At 57.9% G+C, this 18,042-nt stretch carries 17 protein-coding genes; 10 read left to right on the top strand and 7 right to left on the bottom strand.

Going from position 1 to position 18,042, the window contains the following annotated elements:
* The first annotated feature begins 77 nt into the window (after nucleotides 1-77).
* The 8 genes from BCF46_RS13710 (at nucleotide 78) to BCF46_RS13675 (ending at nucleotide 5,912) form a co-directional block, all read left to right on the top strand.
* Nucleotides 78-1,217, top strand: coding sequence for a bifunctional 2-C-methyl-D-erythritol 4-phosphate cytidylyltransferase/2-C-methyl-D-erythritol 2,4-cyclodiphosphate synthase (locus tag BCF46_RS13710; RefSeq protein ID WP_121025228.1), 1,140 nt, complete (start codon nucleotides 78-80; stop codon nucleotides 1,215-1,217).
* Nucleotides 1,218-1,221: 4 nt separating this feature from the next.
* Nucleotides 1,222-1,710: a phosphatidylglycerophosphatase A family protein gene (locus BCF46_RS13705; RefSeq protein WP_121025225.1), complete on the top strand. Its 489-nt coding sequence runs from the start codon at nucleotides 1,222-1,224 to the stop codon at nucleotides 1,708-1,710.
* Nucleotides 1,703-2,170: a CinA family protein gene (locus tag BCF46_RS13700; RefSeq protein ID WP_121025222.1), complete on the top strand. Its 468-nt coding sequence runs from the start codon at nucleotides 1,703-1,705 to the stop codon at nucleotides 2,168-2,170. The genes BCF46_RS13705 and BCF46_RS13700 overlap by 8 nt, the downstream gene beginning before the upstream one ends.
* Nucleotides 2,171-2,312: 142 nt before the next feature.
* Nucleotides 2,313-3,494 carry an ammonium transporter gene (locus tag BCF46_RS13695; RefSeq protein ID WP_121025219.1) on the top strand — a complete coding sequence of 394 codons (1,182 nt, stop codon included), beginning with the start codon at nucleotides 2,313-2,315 and terminating at the stop codon, nucleotides 3,492-3,494.
* A 139-nt stretch (nucleotides 3,495-3,633) separates the two neighbouring features.
* Nucleotides 3,634-4,047 carry a DUF2852 domain-containing protein gene (locus tag BCF46_RS13690; RefSeq protein WP_121025216.1) on the top strand — a complete coding sequence of 138 codons (414 nt, stop codon included), beginning with the start codon at nucleotides 3,634-3,636 and terminating at the stop codon, nucleotides 4,045-4,047.
* A 63-nt stretch (nucleotides 4,048-4,110) separates the two neighbouring features.
* Nucleotides 4,111-4,572: an RDD family protein gene (locus tag BCF46_RS13685; RefSeq protein ID WP_121025213.1), complete on the top strand. Its 462-nt coding sequence runs from the start codon at nucleotides 4,111-4,113 to the stop codon at nucleotides 4,570-4,572.
* A gap of 123 nt (nucleotides 4,573-4,695) precedes the next feature.
* Nucleotides 4,696-5,523, top strand: coding sequence for an arginyltransferase (locus BCF46_RS13680; protein ID WP_121025210.1), 828 nt, complete (start codon nucleotides 4,696-4,698; stop codon nucleotides 5,521-5,523).
* Nucleotides 5,520-5,912, top strand: a complete 393-nt coding sequence (locus tag BCF46_RS13675) for a VOC family protein (protein ID WP_121025207.1) — start codon at nucleotides 5,520-5,522, stop codon at nucleotides 5,910-5,912. The genes BCF46_RS13680 and BCF46_RS13675 overlap by 4 nt, the downstream gene beginning before the upstream one ends.
* Here BCF46_RS13675 and BCF46_RS13670 read toward each other — a convergent pair.
* The 4 genes from BCF46_RS13670 to BCF46_RS13655 all read right to left on the bottom strand — a co-directional run bounded on the left by BCF46_RS13670 (nucleotide 5,902) and on the right by BCF46_RS13655 (nucleotide 11,350).
* Nucleotides 5,902-6,573, bottom strand: a complete 672-nt coding sequence (locus BCF46_RS13670) for a Crp/Fnr family transcriptional regulator (RefSeq protein WP_121025204.1) — start codon at nucleotides 6,571-6,573, stop codon at nucleotides 5,902-5,904. The genes BCF46_RS13675 and BCF46_RS13670 overlap by 11 nt on opposite strands.
* A gap of 268 nt (nucleotides 6,574-6,841) precedes the next feature.
* Nucleotides 6,842-9,196 carry a TRAP transporter large permease gene (locus BCF46_RS13665; RefSeq protein ID WP_121025201.1) on the bottom strand — a complete coding sequence of 785 codons (2,355 nt, stop codon included), beginning with the start codon at nucleotides 9,194-9,196 and terminating at the stop codon, nucleotides 6,842-6,844.
* A gap of 12 nt (nucleotides 9,197-9,208) precedes the next feature.
* A complete protein-coding gene (locus BCF46_RS13660; RefSeq protein WP_121025197.1) occupies nucleotides 9,209-10,135 on the bottom strand; it encodes a TRAP transporter small permease subunit in 927 nt (308 codons plus the stop codon).
* 129 nt (nucleotides 10,136-10,264) lie between these two features.
* The gene (locus BCF46_RS13655; protein WP_121025195.1) at nucleotides 10,265-11,350 is read right to left on the bottom strand and encodes a TRAP transporter substrate-binding protein; all 1,086 of its coding nucleotides are present in this window, start codon (nucleotides 11,348-11,350) and stop codon (nucleotides 10,265-10,267) included.
* A 222-nt stretch (nucleotides 11,351-11,572) separates the two neighbouring features.
* Between BCF46_RS13655 and BCF46_RS13650 the strand changes: the two genes are divergently transcribed.
* Together BCF46_RS13650 and BCF46_RS13645 are read left to right on the top strand one after the other, a co-directional pair.
* Complete coding sequence (locus tag BCF46_RS13650) at nucleotides 11,573-13,018, top strand: cache domain-containing protein (RefSeq protein WP_121025192.1); 1,446 nt, start codon at nucleotides 11,573-11,575, stop codon at nucleotides 13,016-13,018.
* Complete coding sequence (locus tag BCF46_RS13645; RefSeq protein WP_121025189.1) at nucleotides 13,015-13,659, top strand: response regulator transcription factor; 645 nt, start codon at nucleotides 13,015-13,017, stop codon at nucleotides 13,657-13,659. Before BCF46_RS13650 ends, BCF46_RS13645 begins: the two co-directional genes overlap by 4 nt.
* A gap of 13 nt (nucleotides 13,660-13,672) precedes the next feature.
* Here BCF46_RS13645 and BCF46_RS13640 read toward each other — a convergent pair whose 3' ends face one another.
* The 3 genes from BCF46_RS13640 to BCF46_RS13630 form a co-directional block, all read right to left on the bottom strand.
* Nucleotides 13,673-14,104, bottom strand: coding sequence for a universal stress protein (locus BCF46_RS13640; protein ID WP_121025186.1), 432 nt, complete (start codon nucleotides 14,102-14,104; stop codon nucleotides 13,673-13,675).
* A complete protein-coding gene (locus BCF46_RS13635; protein ID WP_121025183.1) occupies nucleotides 14,101-16,707 on the bottom strand; it encodes a TRAP transporter permease in 2,607 nt (868 codons plus the stop codon). The genes BCF46_RS13640 and BCF46_RS13635 overlap by 4 nt, the downstream gene beginning before the upstream one ends.
* Nucleotides 16,708-16,804: 97 nt before the next feature.
* Nucleotides 16,805-17,773 carry a TAXI family TRAP transporter solute-binding subunit gene (locus BCF46_RS13630; RefSeq protein WP_121025180.1) on the bottom strand — a complete coding sequence of 323 codons (969 nt, stop codon included), beginning with the start codon at nucleotides 17,771-17,773 and terminating at the stop codon, nucleotides 16,805-16,807.
* Between the last annotated feature and the right edge of the window lie 269 nt (nucleotides 17,774-18,042).

Genomic DNA, 18,042 nt, shown 5'->3' with positions numbered 1-18,042 from the left:
TAGTTGCAAATGCCCAAAAATTAGGCACCCACTACGTGGGCATTGTTCTCTGGACGCGCACATCATAGACAAAATCCATGAAATTGAACCGCCCCTCAGTGGCCGCCGTGATCGTTGCGGCAGGTCGTGGCACCCGTGCGGGTGGCGAGATTGCCAAGCAATGGCAACCGCTTGGGCGTCGCCGCGTGATCGACTGGACCTGCGCGGCCTTTGCTGGGCACCCCTCTGTGGACGAAATCGTCTTGGTGGTCTCCGACGACGCGCCTGCGGACTGGATACCGGACGGGGTTAGCATGGTCGTTGGTGGGGATACCCGTGACGCCTCGGTCCTGAACGGGTTGCAGGCAGTCGAGGGTCGCTTTGATCTGGTGTTGATCCATGACGGCGCGCGGCCTTTGGTGAGCGCTGATGTCATTGACGGCGTGCTGGCTGCGTTGGGCGAGGCGCAAGGTGCGGCCCCTGCCTTGGCGGTGACGGATGCGCTGTGGCGCGGTGATGGCGGCAAGGTGTCCGGCACGCAGGACCGCACCGATTTATACCGCGCGCAGACCCCGCAAGGGTTCCATTTGGCGGATATTCTGTCCGCGCACCGTGCGCATGTCGGCGGGGCTGCTGACGACGTTGAAATCGCCCGCGCGGCAGGCATGGATGTGGTCATTGTGGCCGGCAGCGAGCGGAACCTTAAAATCACCACGCCCGAGGATTTCACGCGGGCCGAGCAATATTTGGAGAACACCGTGGATATACGGGTTGGCAACGGGTTTGATGTGCATCGCTTCGGAGATGGCGATCATGTGGTGCTTTGCGGGATCAAGGTACCGCATGGGCGCGGGTTGCAGGGCCACTCGGATGCCGATGTGGGGCTGCACACGATTACGGACGCGATTTACGGCGCCTTGGCACAGGGCGACATTGGCCAGCATTTCCCGCCAAGCGATCCGCAATGGAAAGGCATGGCCAGCCATGTGTTTCTGGAACACGCGCGGGATTTGGCTGCTGAGATGGGGTTTGCGATCTCCAACGTGGATTGCACTTTGATTTGTGAAGAGCCGAAGGTCGGGCCACATGCTTTAACGATGCGGCAGAACGTATCGGAATTGTTGGATATTTCCTTGGATCGAGTGAGCGTCAAAGCCACCACATCCGAGCAATTGGGCTTTACGGGTCGACGCGAGGGGATTGCCTGCGTGGCAACCGCCACGCTGGTGAAGGGGTAACGCGATGTTCTCGGTCTCGAAATTCTGGGCGACGTTCTTCTATGTGGGCCTGTTGCGCCCTGCGCCGGGTACGTGGGGCTCGGCTGCAGCGGTGATCGCGGCGTGGGGCATTATAGAGTGGCGCGGCTACACGGCTTTGGCGTCGCTGACGGTGATTATGTTCGTGTTGGGCTGGTATGTGACCGCGATGGAGACCAAGGGCAAGGATGACCATGACCCGTCAGAGATCGTGATCGACGAGGTCGTGGGGCAATGGATCGCGCTTTTACCCGTGGCCGTCGGTCTGAGCCATTCCGGCGCGTCGTTCTGGACCCTGTGGCCCGGCGTCGTGACGGCCTTCATCGCGTTCCGGCTGTTCGACATCTGGAAACCCGGCCCTGTCGGCTGGGCGGATCGCAAGGAAGGGCCGCTGGGCGTGATGCTGGACGACGTGATTGCGGGCGTTCTGGCGGCCATCGTCGTGGCGATTGGCGCGTGGCTGGCCCATGGCTGACGCGGCGCAAGTATTGCAGGCGGCGCGTGCCAAGGGCTGGCGCATCGCCACAGCGGAGAGCTGCACGGGCGGGCTGATCGCGGGGGCGTTGACCGAAATTGCAGGATCATCGGACGTGGTGGAGTGCGGGTTTGTGACCTATTCCAACGCGGCCAAGCAAAAGATGCTGGGCGTGACCGAAACCTCGCTTGAAGCACATGGCGCAGTATCCGAACAAGTCGCGCGGGAAATGGTGCTCGGCGCGTTGCGGGCGTCCGGCGTGGAACTGGCGGTGTCCGTGACAGGGATCGCCGGGCCGGGTGGGTCGGAGGTCAAACCGGAAGGCATGGTCTGCTTTGGCGTGGCAACGGCGCGCGGTGTTGTGACTGAAACCGTGCAATTTGGCGCGCTCGGGCGCAGCGAAGTCCGGCAAGCCACCGTTTCCCATGCGCTGAAATTGTTGCACTCCGCGCTTTCCTAACTGCCCGCTATCGCAGCAGGCCCCGTTGTTTTAGCCTAAAATTTCAGCACTGACGCAATCGCCCATGTTTTGGGCAGGTTGCCTCTTTCCTCCGCTCCGCTGCCCGTTTCTCGTCTGGTCAGGACAACAAAGGAATGACCCCATGAACGGAGCGGACACCGCCTGGATACTCGTCGCAACGGCTTTGGTGCTGTTTATGACCCTGCCGGGGCTGGCCTTGTTTTATGGCGGGCTGGTACGGGCGCGGAACGTGCTCAGCGTCTTTATGCAGTGCTTCTCCATCGCCTGCGTGATGAGCATCCTGTGGCTCGTCGCAGGATATTCCATCGCGTTCGGCGAGGGTAACGCGTTTTGGGGCGGGTTGGACAAGGCGTTCCTGAACGGTGTCACGGCGGACAGCCTGTCGGGGACGATCCCCGAAGTGCTGTTCTTTGCCTTCCAGATGACCTTCGCCATCATCACCCCTGCCCTGATCGTCGGCGCCTATGTGGAGCGCATCAGCTATGCCTTTATCATGGTGTTCTCGTCGCTGTGGATGCTGATCTGCTACGCACCCGTGGCGCATTGGATCTGGGGCGGCGGCTTGCTAGCGGGCGCGGAATGGTCGTTGTTTGAAGACGGCGTCAACGATTTTGCGGGCGGCATCGTGGTGCACCAGACAGCGGGCATCGCAGCGTTGATCCTTGCAGTCTTCCTTGGGCCGCGCCGCAAGGCGACCACCCCGCCGCATAATCCCGGCATGGTGATGATCGGGGCGGCGATGTTGTGGGTCGGCTGGTTCGGCTTCAACGGCGGCTCGCAACTTGCAGCGAATGGTGGTGCTGCGATGGCGATCACTGTCACGCATATCTCGGCGGCGATGGCGTCTATTACGTGGGCCGCTTGGGAGCGGGTTCGCTTTGGCAAAGCGTCGCTGGTGGGCATGGTCACAGGCACCATCGCGGGCTTGGCGTCGATCACGCCTGCCTCCGGCTCGGTCGGGCCGATGGAGGCCATGCTGATTGGCGGTATCGCGGGCATCATGTGCCAAGAGCTGTGTGGCGTGGTGAAGAACCTCCTCAAAATCGACGATACGCTGGACGTTTTCGCAGTGCATGGTGTGGGCGGTATCTTCGGCATCATTATGTTGGCGGTGTTTGGTCACGCAAGCTGGACTGCGCAACTGGGCGGGCTGCTGGTGGTTGGCATCTGGACGGCTGTTGTGACCGCCGGATTGGTGGTTCTGGTCAGGATGATCCTGCCGATCCGCGTGTCGGAAGAGGATGAAATCACCGGTTTGGACCTCGCGTCGCATGGGGAACGGGCTTACGAGCTGACCTCCTAAGCCGAAATATCTGAACAAATTCAATGAGGGCGCGGGAAACTGCGCCCTTTTTCGTGTTTTTCCACCGAAAATACTTGAAAGCGCGTCAGCAATACCCAAATATGTAAATGTAAATAACATTCACATAAAGGAGCGACAGATGACCCCTACCCCAACAGCCACCCACACGATGCCCCGCATGGGCTGGTTCGCCCGGGCTGAAGCCTGGCTGGACGAGCGCGGTAAGGGCGCATGGATCGCAGCCATGGTCTTCGGCTTTATCTTCGTGTGGCCCGTCGGCCTCGCAATCCTCGCATATATGATCTGGAGCAAACGCATGTTCAACTCTTCCTGCCGCAGCCGCGCCATGGCGCACCGTTCTAACCACGGGTTCAAAACCTCCGGCAACACAGCGTTCGATTCCTACAAAGCAGACATGCTGAAACGCCTTGAAGACGAGCAGCACGCGTTCGAGACCTTCTTGGAGCGCCTGCGTGAAGCCAAGGACAAGTCCGAATTCGACGCCTTCATGGATGAGCGCGCAGACGCCGCCAAATCCAGCGAAGACGCTTAAACCAACCCGCTGCGCCCCAATTCGGGGCGCGGCACCCCCTTTTAAATCCGGAGACGCACCCCCATGTCTTTCACCATGAATGACACCTACGACGCATTGCCAAACCCCGCGACCCAGCCCGCCTTTTATGAAGGCGTGGGCGTCAAACGGCTTTTGGCGTGGGTTGTGGATACGGTATTGATAGGCACGATCGCTGCAATCGTCGCGAGCATCCCGCTGTTCTTGCTGTGGTTCGTGTTCCCGCTGGTGTTTTTGGTCGTCTCCCTGATCTATCGGATCGGATCTATCCGCGCATATTCCGCGACGCCGGGCATGCAGCTGTTCAATGTCGAGCTGCGCGCCCATGATGGCCAGCGGCTGGACGGGTCTGCGGCGGCTTTGCACACCATCGCCTTCATGATCGCCAGCGCCTTCTTCATTCCGCAGATCGCATCCGTCTTCCTGATGCTTATGACCGAACGTGGCCAAGGCCTGCATGATATGTTCACCGGAGTGGTCGCAATCAACAAACCAAGCCGCTACTAAGCCCTCTAATCCCTGCACGGTTACAACGTTTTCCAAGCTGTGCGGGGACCATTCCCAAAAAGCATTTGTGACTCGCGAGGGGCGTTGCTAGGCTCTTCTGGAATTGCACATGCCCGAGGCCCCATGCGCCACACACTGCCCATTGCCCCCCAGTTCTACGTGACGGCCCCACAGGCCTGCCCGTATCTGGACAAGCGCCGCGAACGTAAACTGTTCACGGCGTTGCAGGGCGAGCACGCGAACACGTTGAATAACACCCTGAGCAAGCAGGGCTTTCGGCGATCTCAGAACGTCTTGTATCGCCCGTCTTGCGCCGATTGCTCGGCCTGTTTGTCCGCCCGTATCCGCGTGGTCGATTTCGAGCCGAGCCGGAGCCAGCGTCGATGCCTGAAGCGCAACAAGATGTTGGAGCGCGAAGCGACCTCACCTTGGGCCACTGAAGAGCAATACGAGCTGTTCCGCCGCTATCTGGATTCGCGTCATGCCGAAGGTGGCATGGCGGATATGGATATCTTCGAGTTTGCCGCCATGATCGAAGAAACACCGGTGAAAAGCCGCGTGATCGAATATTGGGATCGCTCCGGTGACGATCCGGAGTTGATCGCGACCTGCCTGACGGATGTGCTCGATGACGGGTTGTCGATGGTCTATTCGTTCTACGACCCAGATTGGGCGCGCAATTCCCTTGGCAGCTACATCATTCTGGACCATGTGCGGATCGCCCAAGAGGCGGGTCTGCCTTATGTGTATCTGGGCTACTGGGTGCCGGGGTCATCGAAAATGGGCTACAAGGCCGGTTTCAGCGCGCTGGAGATTTTCCGCGGTGGCGCGTGGCAAGACATGAGCGATGCCGAGGATTACGATGCGGACACACACCCGCTGTCAGTTGATCCCATCGCCGAGCAAGTTGCGCGCATCAGCCTGCCCGACACCCGCGCCCCGAAAGAATGAGCCGACATATCTCGGCCTTCACCATTGTGGTGCCGAGCTATGATGACGGGATCGCATTCTATGTGGATCGCGCTGGTTTTTCCCTGATTGAAGATACCGACATGGGCGATGGGAAGCGGTGGGTCTTGATTGCCCCCTCGCCCGATGCCGAGACGCGCATATTGCTTGCCGAGGCCAAAGGCGGCACGCAGGCGGCTGCGATTGGAAATCAGACCGGCGGGCGCGTCGGGTTCTTTCTACACAGCGATGATTTTGACGCGGATTTTGGCCGAATGACAGAGGCAGGTGTGACGTTCGAGGAAGCGCCGCGCGACGAGCCTTATGGCAAAGTTGCGGTTTGGCGTGATCCTTGGGGCAACCGTTGGGATTTGTTGCAACTCAAGAGCTAGGCGTTGTCTTCGGACTATGCTCGCCCAATTCAGATAGGCGTTGGGACAACGCATCATAATCAAGGATCCGGATTCCCGACTTGGACATTTCGACAACGCCCCGATCGCGCAGGCGCCCAAGTTCTTTGTTAACTGTCTGGCGAGAGCACCCCGCAACATCGGCAAGATACCCTTGGCTCTCCTTGAATACGTCATCAATATCCGAGAGCTTATCAAGATAAGCGCAGATTTTTTGCTCCGCCGAAAAAAACTGATCAACGGATTTGAACCGATTGTCGTGGGTCAAAACATCATGCAAATCGGCGGCAAAGTTTCGCACGAAGATCGGAGAGGTCATCTTGTCAAACAGATCGGCGCGACGGCAGATTAGGACTGTCGTGTCTGAAAGTGCGGTACAGGTGCCCGCGCAGGGGCGCTCTGACAGGGTTTCAACCGTGCCCAACACTTGACCGGGCATTGCGTGATAGATGATCGAATTGTGACCAGTCTCGTTGACATAACTGACCTCAACGCGACCCTCTGCCACCATATACATTCGGTCGGTTAGTTCGCCTTGGCGCAGCATGACGTTCGTGGGTTTGAAAGAGCGACGTTTACAGGAATCAAGAAACTCTGATTGGGTCTCGCGCGGAAGATCGCGAAGCAGATTATGGTCCAGCAAATGCGGAAATCGAGTGGAATTTTTCAAAATATGGTGCCGTCTAATTGGGGAATAGTATCAAAAGCTTAGATTGCAATTAGACCGCATTCAAAAGCAAGACACGGGGAAAACAAATTACTCGTTACCATACCGTTCAAGCTTATAGGGTGGCGAAATCAGCGGGTTGTCGCCCAGTTGACAGAAATACCTCACTTTTGAGGAATGTGCTGAAACATTTCTACACGATTTTTTGACCTGCCGCGGACAAGGACGCGGCAGGCCTCCGAGGTTAGTTACCGATCAGATTCGGCAATATTGTGACCACCGACGGGAACAGTGCCAGCAAGCCAAGCGCGAAGACCTGGATCAGCACGAATGGGATGATCCCGCGATAGATATGCCCTGTCGTGACCTCTTTCGGGGCAACGCCGCGCAAGTAGAATAGCGCAAAGCCGAAGGGCGGCGTCAGGAACGAGGTTTGCAGGTTCACTGCGATCATGATCGTCACCCATTTCGGGTCCATCGTGCCGCCATAAATGACGGGGCCGACGATGGGGATCACGATGTAGATGATCTCTAGGAAATCGAGCACGAAGCCCAGCACGAACAAGACCAGCATCACGATAATGAAGACCTGAAATTCGCTGTCGAAGGACTTCAGGAACTGCTGGATGTAGTGCTCCCCGCCGAAGGAGATGACCACGAGGTTCAGTAATTGCGACCCGATGAGGATCGTAAACACCATCGACGTCACCTTGGCGGTTTCGCGCACTACCGGGCTAAGAACGCCGTAGTTCCACAGCACGTAGCAGCCATATAGCAGGCCGAACATGGCAAAGAGATAGGCGGCTTGCGCCACAAGGAAGGCTAGCGTGTTCTCGAAACTGACCTGCTCGATATTCACGCGCAGATCGAAGTTCACCCCGACGAGGATCATGATGATGATCGCAAATGTGGTCCAGATCACGATGCGACCAGAGCGACCCTCATCCTGCAACTTGCGGTAGGCCGCAAGCATGATTGCCCCGCCTGCCCCAAGTGCCGCTGCCGGTGTCGGGTTGGTAATGCCGCCAAGGATCGAGCCAAGAACGGCCACGATCAGCACCAACGGTGGGAAAACCACGCGGATCAGATCGTTGCTGCCAAGGATGGCTGCCGCGTGTTTGGCACCATAGAGGATCAGCGCCAGCGGGATGAGTAGCAGCAGGAAAGTGACCCCCGGTGAAGTTGTCGGGGCAATCAGCAGCGTATCCACCAGCATCGCCAACAAGATGCCCGCAGTCCCGACGATAAGCGGGATCGGGCTTGCCGAGGGCGACACGCCGCGTGCGACGACAAACATCATCGCAAAAAGCAGCAAGCCAACCGAGATACCAGTGCCGATTGGCGCCGCAGCGGCCACTTTGGCGTCAATAGCTGCGGCCAACTCGTCCTCGGTCAGCTTGACAGATTGGACAACTCCACCCGCGGCGTCGATGGTCTCTTGTTCGGAGAGCGCGGTGTCCCACGCCTCTTGGCCGTGCAGATCGATCATAGCGCCTGCACATTGCTCGGACACATTGGTGCGAAGCGATGACGATTGACCGGCATCAGAGAAGCTATCCACCTGAAAGTTCTGCGAGCCGATGACGTTGACCTGCATCAACAAGATCAGCCCTACGATCAGCCCGATCGGTGCGAACAGGAACCATGTCAGCGCCTCGGAGCGGCGGATCGGCTCGCCATTGGCGGCCCCCAACTCGACAGCCGGGGCCTTGGACGGGTTCAGCACCGCGTAACCAAAGGCATAAAGCGCGTAGAGCAGCGCCAGCATAATGCCGGGCAACAGGGCGGCTTGGAACAAGGTGCCGACGGACACCACAGCGGGTTCGCCCAGATAGGTGAGCGCGTCGGAACAGCCGACCTCTTGGGCGCGGGCTTCTTGGGCGGCAGAATAGAGATCCCCCGCCAAGGTGCCGAGCAGCACGATCACGATGGAGGGCGGGATGATCTGGCCCAGCGTGCCAGACGCCGCGATGACGCCGGTTGCCAGCTCTGGCGAGTAGCCGTTGCGCAGCATCGTCGGCAGCGATAGCAAGCCCATGGTGACAACCGTGGCACCGACGATACCCGTCGAAGCTGCCAAGAATGCGCCCACAAGGACCACAGATACGGCCAAACCGCCGGGCAGCGGGCCGAACACGCGAGCCATGGTGGTCAGCAGGTCATTGGCGATTTTGGAGCGTTCCAGCGTGATGCCCATCAACACGAACATCAACACCGCCAGCAAGGTCTCGATCGAGGCACCGGCCAGCACCCGCTCGTTGATGCGGTTCACAATGAACGACACGTTGCGGTCCAACGCCGTTTCCCAACCCTGTACGAACACAGGCTCGGGCAGTCGCGGCAAGTCGGGGTATCGGAAAACCGATATTGTTTCGGGCTTCAAGCCTTCGGCGATCAAGGCTGCATATTCAGCCGACCCTGAGTCAATTGCCTGATGGATCAGCAACCCGCCGGTATCGAGCGCCGCGATAATCGCGAAGGAAATAACCGCGGAGCCGCCAATGGCAAACGCCACAGGGAAGCCAGACAGGATGCCACCAAAGAGGCAGAGAAAAACGATGATAAGGCCGACTTCGACGCCATCTAATCCGAAAAGCATTGGTTCAGCCCCTTAGTGAATATTTGCGACCAACTCGGCGTCTTCGTCGCCCAGCACGTCTTTGTCGAGGTATTTGCCCTCACTCTCCGGCCCTTCCTTGCGTTCCAGATACGAACGCATGAAGAAGGCTATTGCTTGCAAGAACACCATGGCGGTGAACAGGCACAACAATATCTTGAAGAGGAAGTAAGCGTTGAAGCCGTTGGGCGAGAACCCGATGGTCTCGATATTCCAGCGCAACGCGCGCGATTTCAGCATCAGTTTGTCCAGCGCATCGGACGCGGACGGATTTGGCACCACCAGATGCCTCCACATGAAAAACCAGCCATAGAGCCATGTCAGGACGGCAACTGGCATCATGAACAAGATTGAGCCGACCATGTCGATGGTCTTCTTAGTGCGGTAACTCACGGCGGAATACACCAGATCCACACGCACATGGCTGCCCTGCACGAACGTGTAGGTGACGCATAAGGCCACCACGAGGGCGTTGTAGAGCTTCAACTCCTCGGCCCACCAGCTGATGTCCTTGGAAAAGCTCATGCCGAAGCCCATGGAGATTTCGGCGCGCGCAAAGATGCGCTGCATGAAGATGATGACGATTTGCTGCATCACCATGATCAGTCCGGCCCATGCAGCGATCCGGCCCACACCATTTGCGAAGCCTTCCAGCTTGCGCACGCATCCCCACATGAATTCATTGCGCCACAACCCGATGGCCACCAGCACAAGGAAGGCGGACAGGATGACGAAGAACAGCTCCACCGACGCACCATAGTAAATGAAGCGCATTAAGGCTTGTTTGTGCTCGGTCGTTGGCAGGGTTTGGTTGATATAGGGCAGCCAAGACAGCCATTGCCCCGGATGCGTGATCGCATAGGCAAAGTTGTAGAATGATGTGGCGATGTTGGTGAAGAACCAGACGATTGCGTCCAGCATGGCGTGCCCCCCGTTATACCAAAACGCCGCCAAACTCCCCGTGGCGGCCCAGTTGGGTGTTTTGGCCCTCCCCGGCAGAGGAGGGCCAAAATTGTATTTTAATCAGCGCCCTATCGGGCAAAGCTGACCTTAGCCAAGAACGCGGTCACGCTGGGCGCGATAGGCGCTTTCGGACTTCTGAATCCACGCGGAAGACGCTTTCATCGACGCTTGGTAATCGTCGAAGATCTTCTTGTAGAGCTCGTCACCCATGTTCTCTTGGTGCACTTCGTCGGAAGCCTTGCCGAACGCATCCCAAACAGAGTCGGGGAATTCCAGCGTTTTCACACCAGCAGACTGCAGACGCTGAAGTGCCGCACCGTTGTTGTTGAGGAACTGCGCGAGGTTCCACTGGTGGGCCTCGGCGGATGCGATCTCGACGATCTTCTGATGCGCAGGCGACAGCGAGTCGTAGACTTCGCGGTTGGTTGCGATCGACAGACCCGCGCCCGGCTCGTGGAAACCAGCGGTGTAGTAGGTCTTGGTGATCTCTTGGAAACCAGCTTTTTCGTCAGCCCATGGGCCGATCCATTCCGTGCCGTCGATAGCGCCGGACGCCAGTGCTTGATACACTTCGGACCCGGGCAGGTTCTGCACCGATGCACCCAGTTTACCAAGTGCAAGACCGCCAAGGCCCGGCATGCGGAATTTCAGACCGTTGAAGTCTTCGGGGCCATTGATTTCCTTGCGGAACCAGCCACCAGCCTGCGCGCCGGTGTTGCCGCCGAGGAAGGATTTCAGACCGAAGATTTCGCCCAGCTCGTCATGCAGCGCGTGGCCGTTGCCGTGGTAATACCAGTTGGCCAGCTCTTGCGCAGTCATGCCGAATGGCACGGAGGTGAAGAACGCATAGCCCGGGTGCTGACCTACGAAGTAGTAGTCAGCGCCGTGATACATGTCGGCCTGACCAGAGGTCACGGCGTCAAACACTTCGAACGCGCCAACCAGCTCGCCCGCAGCTTTGACGTCAACCGTGAGGTTGCCGTCGGACATGGCAGTGATGCTGTCAGCCGCGTGCTGAGCAGCGTCAAACACACCCGCAAGGCCACGACCCCACGTCGTGACCATGGTCAGCGTGCGCTTACCTTGCGCATAGGCCGGTGCGGCCAGCGCAGTCGTTGCTGCCGCTGCGGTGCCGCCAAGTGCGGATGTTTTCAAAAAAGAACGACGATCCATAGGTTCTCCTCCCAAAGGTTTCATCGGGTCACAGGATAACCGGTGACTCGACGGATCGTTACAAGTGCCGCGACCTTACGCAGGCTTTTCAGGAAGCTAAATACCCATCGCTGGGTAGATTGGAAAAAAAATCGCGACACGAACGGCTTATGGCATCTCATTGACGCCTTGAACCGCGTGGCGCATCCTAGCCCCGTCGTCTCAGGGAGGAGCGGCCAGTTCATGTTTCATCTGTGGACCCAGATAAGGGCGCGGCTTGCGTTCAACTATCGGCAGAAGATTTTTCTGCTGACCACCCTGCCCCTTGTGCTGGCGGTGGCGGCGATTTCCGCTGTGGTCACGGTGCAGTCACGCCAGCTGGCGGCGCGCGAAATTCGCGAACTAGAATCGCAGTTGATCGAGGCCAAAAGAGCGGAGTTGAAAAACTACCTGTCGTTGGCGCGCACAGCGATAGGCTCGGTCTACGGCAATGCGGCACCTGACGATGAAGTCGCTAAAATCAAGGTGCAACAGACGCTTAGCGCCATGATCTACGGTCAAGACGGATTTTTCTTTGTGTATGACTACGATGGCAACAACCTCGTGTCGCCGCGCCAAACCTTCCTGATCGGTAAGAACTGGAAAGGGCTAAGTGACCTGAACGGCGTACCAGTGGTCGACACAATCATCGACACCGCGCGATCCGGTGGAGGGTACCACGCTTACGATTGGGCCAAGCCGTCGACCCGCGAAACCGCCCGGATGGTGGTCTATGTGATCGGGTTGCAGGACTGGAAATGGGCGCTTGGCACCGGTATCTTTATTGATGACGTACTCAGTACCGTCGCCGCTGCCGAGGCCGAGGTTCAGGCGCGTATCCAGAAGACATTCATCTATATCGTTCTGATCACGATCCTCGCCCTGTTCGGCGTATTTGTCGCCGGTTTGCTGCTGAATTTACGCGAACGCCGCCTTGCTGACACCAAACTGCGTGCCTTGACCGAGCGGATTATCGACACACAGGAAGAAGAGCGCGGGCGAGTGGCCCGCGAATTGCATGACAGCATCAGCCAAATCCTGATCGGGATCCGCTACACGTTGGAGTTGGCGCGCAAGCGGGTGATGGGCGGCGATCCACGAGCCTCGGAAAGCCTTGATAAAGGCATAGGCGGATTGACCGAGGCCATCCATGAAGTCCGGCGTATATCGGCTGATTTGCGTCCCGGCGTGCTGGATGACCTGGGGTTGGGACCGGCCCTGAAATCACTGATTGACGAGTTCGCCCGCCGCACCAGCATCAAGACCGAGTTCAAGACTGTGGTATTCCGCAACCGCTTGGACAAGGACGCAAAGATTGCACTGTACCGGATCGCCCAAGAGGCGCTAACCAATGTGGAGCGCCATGCGGAGGCCAACCATGTCTCCATTGAAGTGTTCGGCCACCGATCAGGGGCGACCATGCGGATTACCGACAATGGCACGGGCATTTCAGACAGAAGCGCCCGCGATGGCGTGGGCGGGCTTGGATTGCGAAACATGCAAGAACGCATTGACCAGCTCAAAGGCACGCTGCGCGTCTTGTCGAGCGAGAACGGCACCATTATTGAAGCCTCCGTTCCGCTGAGCCATATGTTGTCACCGGAAACCATGTCAGAGTCCCCAGCCCCCAAACCGAGGAAAACCGCATGAGCGCAGCCATCAAAGTCTTGATCGCGGACGACCATCCGATGGTGGCCGATGGCATTTGCGCCATTCTGGAAAGCTACGACGATATCGAGGTGATCGCGACGCTCAGCAACGGTCAAGAAGTGCTGGATCAGGTCGACGATCTGGACCCCGACGTGATCTTGATGGATTTAAACATGCCGCAGATGGGTGGATTAACCGCCACCGAAATATTGCTGGAGAAAAACCCCGAGACCCGCATCCTGATCCTGTCGATGCATGACGCGCCGGAATATGTTTCGACCGCCATGTCACACGGTGCGCGCGGCTATCTGTTGAAGGATATTCCGACCGAAGAAATTCATACCGCCATTCAGGCCGTCATGCGCGGCGAGACCTATCTATGTGGCGGGGCGACAGCGTCGATCTCCCCCAGTAGCAACGACACGCGCGAGGCGCTGACGGCACGGGAACAGACGATTTTGCTGCAACTGGCGCAGGGCAAGTCGAACAAGGAAGTGGCGGTGGAGTTGGATATATCCGTCCATACAGTCGAAACGCACCGCAAGAACATCAAACGCAAGCTCGGCATCAACTCGACCGCCGGCCTTACACGCTACGCGATGGAGCATGGCGTGCTGCAAGGCACCGGCGTGGAGTTTTAGGTGCCAGTCTCTCCTAGCGAACTACATAGACAGAGCATGTCGCGTGCCTGACGATGCGCGACGCGTTTGGCCCCAACAAGTAATCGGAAAAGTCAGCCTTGTGCGATCCGACAACAATCAGCGAAGCCTTGCTCTTCTTGGCTAGGGACAGAACTTCCACATAAATACGCCCTGTCGCGACCACATGCCTTACCTTGGCATTTTGCGCCGCATCCAGTGCCTTGGTGACCAGCGCATTGAGGTGAACCTTAGCCTCATCGACCATCGTGTCGTGATGGTCCTTGCTGAAGAACGCGCCGACTTGGCTCAACCCATAGTCCGGAACAACCGCGACAACATCCAACTGTGCATCGTCCAGCGCCGCCAAACGTGCAGCGGCCTGAATGACGTTTATGTCGTCGTCACCATTGCTGACATCGACGGCACACAGAACTGAATTGGTCATGCTGGAACTCCTTCACGAGAGATGCGGGCACGTTGCAGGAAGGCGATGAAAGCAAGGAATATCAGTGCCGGAATGAACACAAGTTCTTTGGGCATCTGATTGGCCGGCGCTTTGACCGAGGCAATTTGCACCGGATTGTCGCCATAGAAATCAAAGCTCTGAAGCGTGTCGGCGAAGGGTGATCCGAAGGACGGCTCGTCCATTTTCACAACGCCATCTTCTTCCAACAACAGCAGGCCGGACGCGGTCATGCGCTCGTCTTCAGAACCCGCACCGACCGGTAGAACCAGCGTGGTTTCCTTGGTCTCGCCCGTGTCAAAGTCAGGGCCGGAGACGACCAATCGTATCTCGTCGCCTTCAGACGCATTGCCAAGAGCCGTTGCAAACCCGGCGGGCTCAACCTGCGCGAATGGCGGCTGGATACGGTCCATCACGAAGTCCGGACGGAACAACGCAAAAGCGATCAGAACCAATGCGACGCTTTCATAGATGCGGCTTTTGGTCAGGAACCAGCCCATCGTCCCTGCCGTGAAGACAAGGATCGCGATTGACGCCGTTATGAACACCAAGATGCCTTGGACCCACGTCACATCAATCAACAACAAGTCAGTGTTGAAGATGAACACGAAGGGCAAGGCCACGGTGCGCAAGCTGTAGAAGAACGCCACGAAGCCGGTTTTGATGGCATCGCCACCAGACACGGCTGCGGCGGCGAAACTGGCAAGACCCACAGGTGGCGTCACATCGGCCATGATGCCGAAGTAGAACACGAACAGGTGGACCGCGATCAGCGGCACGATCAGACCTGATTGCGCCCCAAGCTCGACCACAACACCAGCCATAAGAGACGACACAACGATGTAGTTCGCCGTTGTCGGCAAACCCATGCCAAGGATGAGCGATAGCAAGCCCACCATCACCAGCATCAAGATCAAATTGCCGCCGGACAGGAACTCGACCAGATCAGCCATAACTTGGCCAACCCCTGTCAGGGTCACTGTCCCCACGATCACGCCGGCTGTTGCCGTGGCAAGGCCGATCCCGATCATGTTGCGCGCGCCGTCGATGAGGCCTTGGATCAAGTCCGCGACGCCATCTTTAAAGCTGTTCATCATCTGGCTCTCACCACGGAAAATCGCCTTAAGCGGTTTTTGTGTGAGCAAGATCACGAAGAGCAGCATCGTCGCCCAGAAGGCCGAAAGGCCGGGGGATTTTTGCTCGATCATCAGGAAGTAGACCAGAACGATGATTGGCAGCAGATAGTATAGACCGGATTTGTAAATCTCACCCACGACAGGGAGTTCCACCTCTTCGGCATTGGGGTCGTCTGGCTCCAGATCTGGAACGCTCGCGGCCAGCCACAACAATCCGGCATACGCCGCAAAGATCAGGATCGACATGACCGTACCGGACGCGTCACCGGCGATGGCGGCAACCCAAGCTACCGGATACTGAACCCCGTAGCAAAGCGCAGCAAAGCCGAAGAAGAATGCCATCATGCCACCGATGGTTTTGCCCATCGACACAACGCGGTTGCCCAGCGTCGGCATGTTGCTCTTCACCGCTTCCAAGTGAACGATATAGACCAGCGCGATATAGGAAATCGTCGCCGGCAGGAACGCGTGCGTGATGACCTCCACATAGGAGATGCCCACATACTCGACCATCAAGAACGCCGCAGCACCCATGACCGGCGGCATGATCTGGCCATTGACCGAGGACGCAACCTCGACCGCGCCAGCCTTCTCGGCCGAGAAGCCCACGCGTTTCATCAGTGGGATAGTGAACGTACCTGTGGTCACAACGTTAGCGATGGACGAGCCCGAGATCAGGCCGGTTGCAGCGGAGCCCACAACAGCAGCTTTCGCAGGTCCACCTTTAAGGTGGCCAAGCGCACCAAACGCCATTTTGATGAAATAGTTGCCGGCACCCGCTTTATCGAGCAAGGCCCCGAACAACACGAACAGGAACACGAATTTCGTCGATACACCCAAAGCAATACCGAAGACCCCTTCCGAGGTGATCCACATATGGCTCATGGCTTTTTTCAGCGATGCGCCTTTCCAGCGGATAACGTCGGGCACTAGGTCCGAGGATCCGAAGAACACATAGGCGAGGAAGATCGTGGCGATAATCGCCATGGCGGGGCCAAGCGCGCGGCGCGCGCCCTCGAACAGGATCAGCAAGCCCGCGAGCGCGAACCACTTATCCATGTCGTCGGCAAGGCCGCCTGCGTCGACGATCTTCTGGTAGAAAATAAACCCGTACATCGCGATGAACGCGCCTGCGAGGCCAAGGATCCAATCGGCGATGGGAATGTAATGGCGCGGGCTGGATTTGAAGGCGGGATACGCCATAAAGGCGAGGAAGACCGCAAAGGCAAGGTGAACCTGCCGGGAATTATTGATGATGTCACCGGGCAAGATGTAGTTCGCCAGGGGTGACGCGAGCAGGACCTGAAACAAGGACCAAACAACGGCGACAACCGCAAGAAGCGTGCCGACGCCTCCGGCCGGGTCGCGCGCGCCGGCGTCGGACGAGGCTACGAGATCCTGTAGCTCTTCCTCGCTCAAGGCGCGGTTCTGAGATTGATTATCTGTCATGTGTCCCCCGGTCGGAATGTCTGAATTTTATCAGCGCTTTTTGTTCATTGAGGCAGCGTGGGAGGGGCGTTGCCGCCCGCTCCCGATAGGTATGACCTTACTCGATCAGACCTTTTTCTTTGTAGTACTTCGCAGCACCGGGGTGCAGCGGAGCGGACAGACCAGCAGTCGCCATCTCTTTAGGGTCGAGATTTGCAAATGCAGGGTGCAGTTTCTTGAAGTCGTCGAAGTTTTCGAACACTGCGCTGACGACGGCATAAACCGCGTCATCCGAAACGGCTGTCGACGTCACGAAAGTCGCACCCACACCAAACGTGGCTACGTCGCTGTCGTTGCCGCGATACATTCCACCGGGAACTGTAGCTGTCCGGTAGAAAGAGTTATCTGCGATCAGCGCGCTTACGGAATCGCCATCGACGGTAACCAGCACGGAGTCACAAGCAGTGGTCGCTTCTTGGATGGTGCCAGAAGGGTGGCCAACCGTGAAGACCATAGCGTCGATCTGGTTGTCACACAGCGCAGCGGATTGCTCGGCAGGCTTCAATTCGGATGCCAGAGTGAAGTCATCGGTGGTCCATCCTTTGGCCCCCATCAGAACTTCCATCGTGCCACGCGCGCCGGAACCAGGGTTGCCGATATTGACACGCTTGCCTTTCAGGTCATCGAAATTGGTGATGCCTGAATCCGCACGGGCCACAACGGTGAAGGGCTCGGGGTGTACGGAGAACACGGCGCGAAGACCTTCAAAGGGGCCAGCGTCTTCGAATTTGGACGTGCCGTTATAGGCATGGTACTGCCAGTCAGATTGGGCCACGCCAAATTCCAGCTCGCCTTCGCGGATGGTGTTGATGTTGTAAACCGACCCACCCGTGGACTCGACCGAGCAACGAATGCCATGCTCTTTGCGGCCTTTGTTGACCAGACGGCAAATTGCGCCGCCGGTCGGGTAGTAAACCCCGGTGACACCGCCGGTGCCGATCGTGATGAACTCTTCTGCGAATGCAGCCGGCGCCAACATGGCCGCCGCAGCGAATGTGGTTACGGATAGTTTGAAGTTTTTCGACATCAGTAGTCTCCCAAAGTTGATGTAGTCGTGGTGTTAGTCGTTCCAGATACGTCCGAAACGACGGTTTCTGTTTTCGACGGATACGGCGCATCTCCAAGAAGCGCGCATGCCGGTCGTTGATGCACTCGAGATCAGACTCTCGACGCGATGTAAGAAAACGGCAAATGACAGTTTTGCGCATCTTGTGGTTGTGCGAAGGCGGCGCGCGGCGGCACCTACTGGGGTCGACACAACAACTTCCACAGTCTCGTTCAGCGTGGCACTCAATG

This window comes from Litoreibacter meonggei, assembly GCF_003663885.1.
In the GTDB taxonomy this organism is placed as follows: Bacteria; Pseudomonadota; Alphaproteobacteria; order Rhodobacterales; family Rhodobacteraceae; genus Litoreibacter; species Litoreibacter meonggei.
The sequence above is the reverse complement of the archived record's forward strand: the minus strand, read 5'-3'. Positions and strand labels throughout refer to the sequence as shown.

Bases quoted from the DNA above. Each gene is read 5' to 3' on its own strand.
- BCF46_RS13650 (WP_121025192.1), top strand. From the start codon at position 11,573: ATGTTTCATCTGTGGACCCAGATAAGGGCGCGGCTTGCGTTCAACTAT.
- BCF46_RS13655 (WP_121025195.1), bottom strand. From the start codon at position 11,350: ATGGATCGTCGTTCTTTTTTGAAAACATCCGCACTTGGCGGCACCGCA.
- BCF46_RS13635 (WP_121025183.1), bottom strand. From the start codon at position 16,707: ATGACAGATAATCAATCTCAGAACCGCGCCTTGAGCGAGGAAGAGCTA.
- BCF46_RS13700 (WP_121025222.1), top strand. From the start codon at position 1,703: ATGGCTGACGCGGCGCAAGTATTGCAGGCGGCGCGTGCCAAGGGCTGG.
- BCF46_RS13675 (WP_121025207.1), top strand. From the start codon at position 5,520: ATGAGCCGACATATCTCGGCCTTCACCATTGTGGTGCCGAGCTATGAT.
- BCF46_RS13660 (WP_121025197.1), bottom strand. From the start codon at position 10,135: ATGCTGGACGCAATCGTCTGGTTCTTCACCAACATCGCCACATCATTC.
- BCF46_RS13705 (WP_121025225.1), top strand. From the start codon at position 1,222: ATGTTCTCGGTCTCGAAATTCTGGGCGACGTTCTTCTATGTGGGCCTG.
- BCF46_RS13680 (WP_121025210.1), top strand. From the start codon at position 4,696: ATGCGCCACACACTGCCCATTGCCCCCCAGTTCTACGTGACGGCCCCA.
- BCF46_RS13640 (WP_121025186.1), bottom strand. From the start codon at position 14,104: ATGACCAATTCAGTTCTGTGTGCCGTCGATGTCAGCAATGGTGACGAC.
- BCF46_RS13665 (WP_121025201.1), bottom strand. From the start codon at position 9,196: ATGCTTTTCGGATTAGATGGCGTCGAAGTCGGCCTTATCATCGTTTTT.
- BCF46_RS13630 (WP_121025180.1), bottom strand. From the start codon at position 17,773: ATGTCGAAAAACTTCAAACTATCCGTAACCACATTCGCTGCGGCGGCC.
- BCF46_RS13645 (WP_121025189.1), top strand. From the start codon at position 13,015: ATGAGCGCAGCCATCAAAGTCTTGATCGCGGACGACCATCCGATGGTG.
- BCF46_RS13710 (WP_121025228.1), top strand. From the start codon at position 78: ATGAAATTGAACCGCCCCTCAGTGGCCGCCGTGATCGTTGCGGCAGGT.
- BCF46_RS13690 (WP_121025216.1), top strand. From the start codon at position 3,634: ATGACCCCTACCCCAACAGCCACCCACACGATGCCCCGCATGGGCTGG.
- BCF46_RS13695 (WP_121025219.1), top strand. From the start codon at position 2,313: ATGAACGGAGCGGACACCGCCTGGATACTCGTCGCAACGGCTTTGGTG.
- BCF46_RS13685 (WP_121025213.1), top strand. From the start codon at position 4,111: ATGTCTTTCACCATGAATGACACCTACGACGCATTGCCAAACCCCGCG.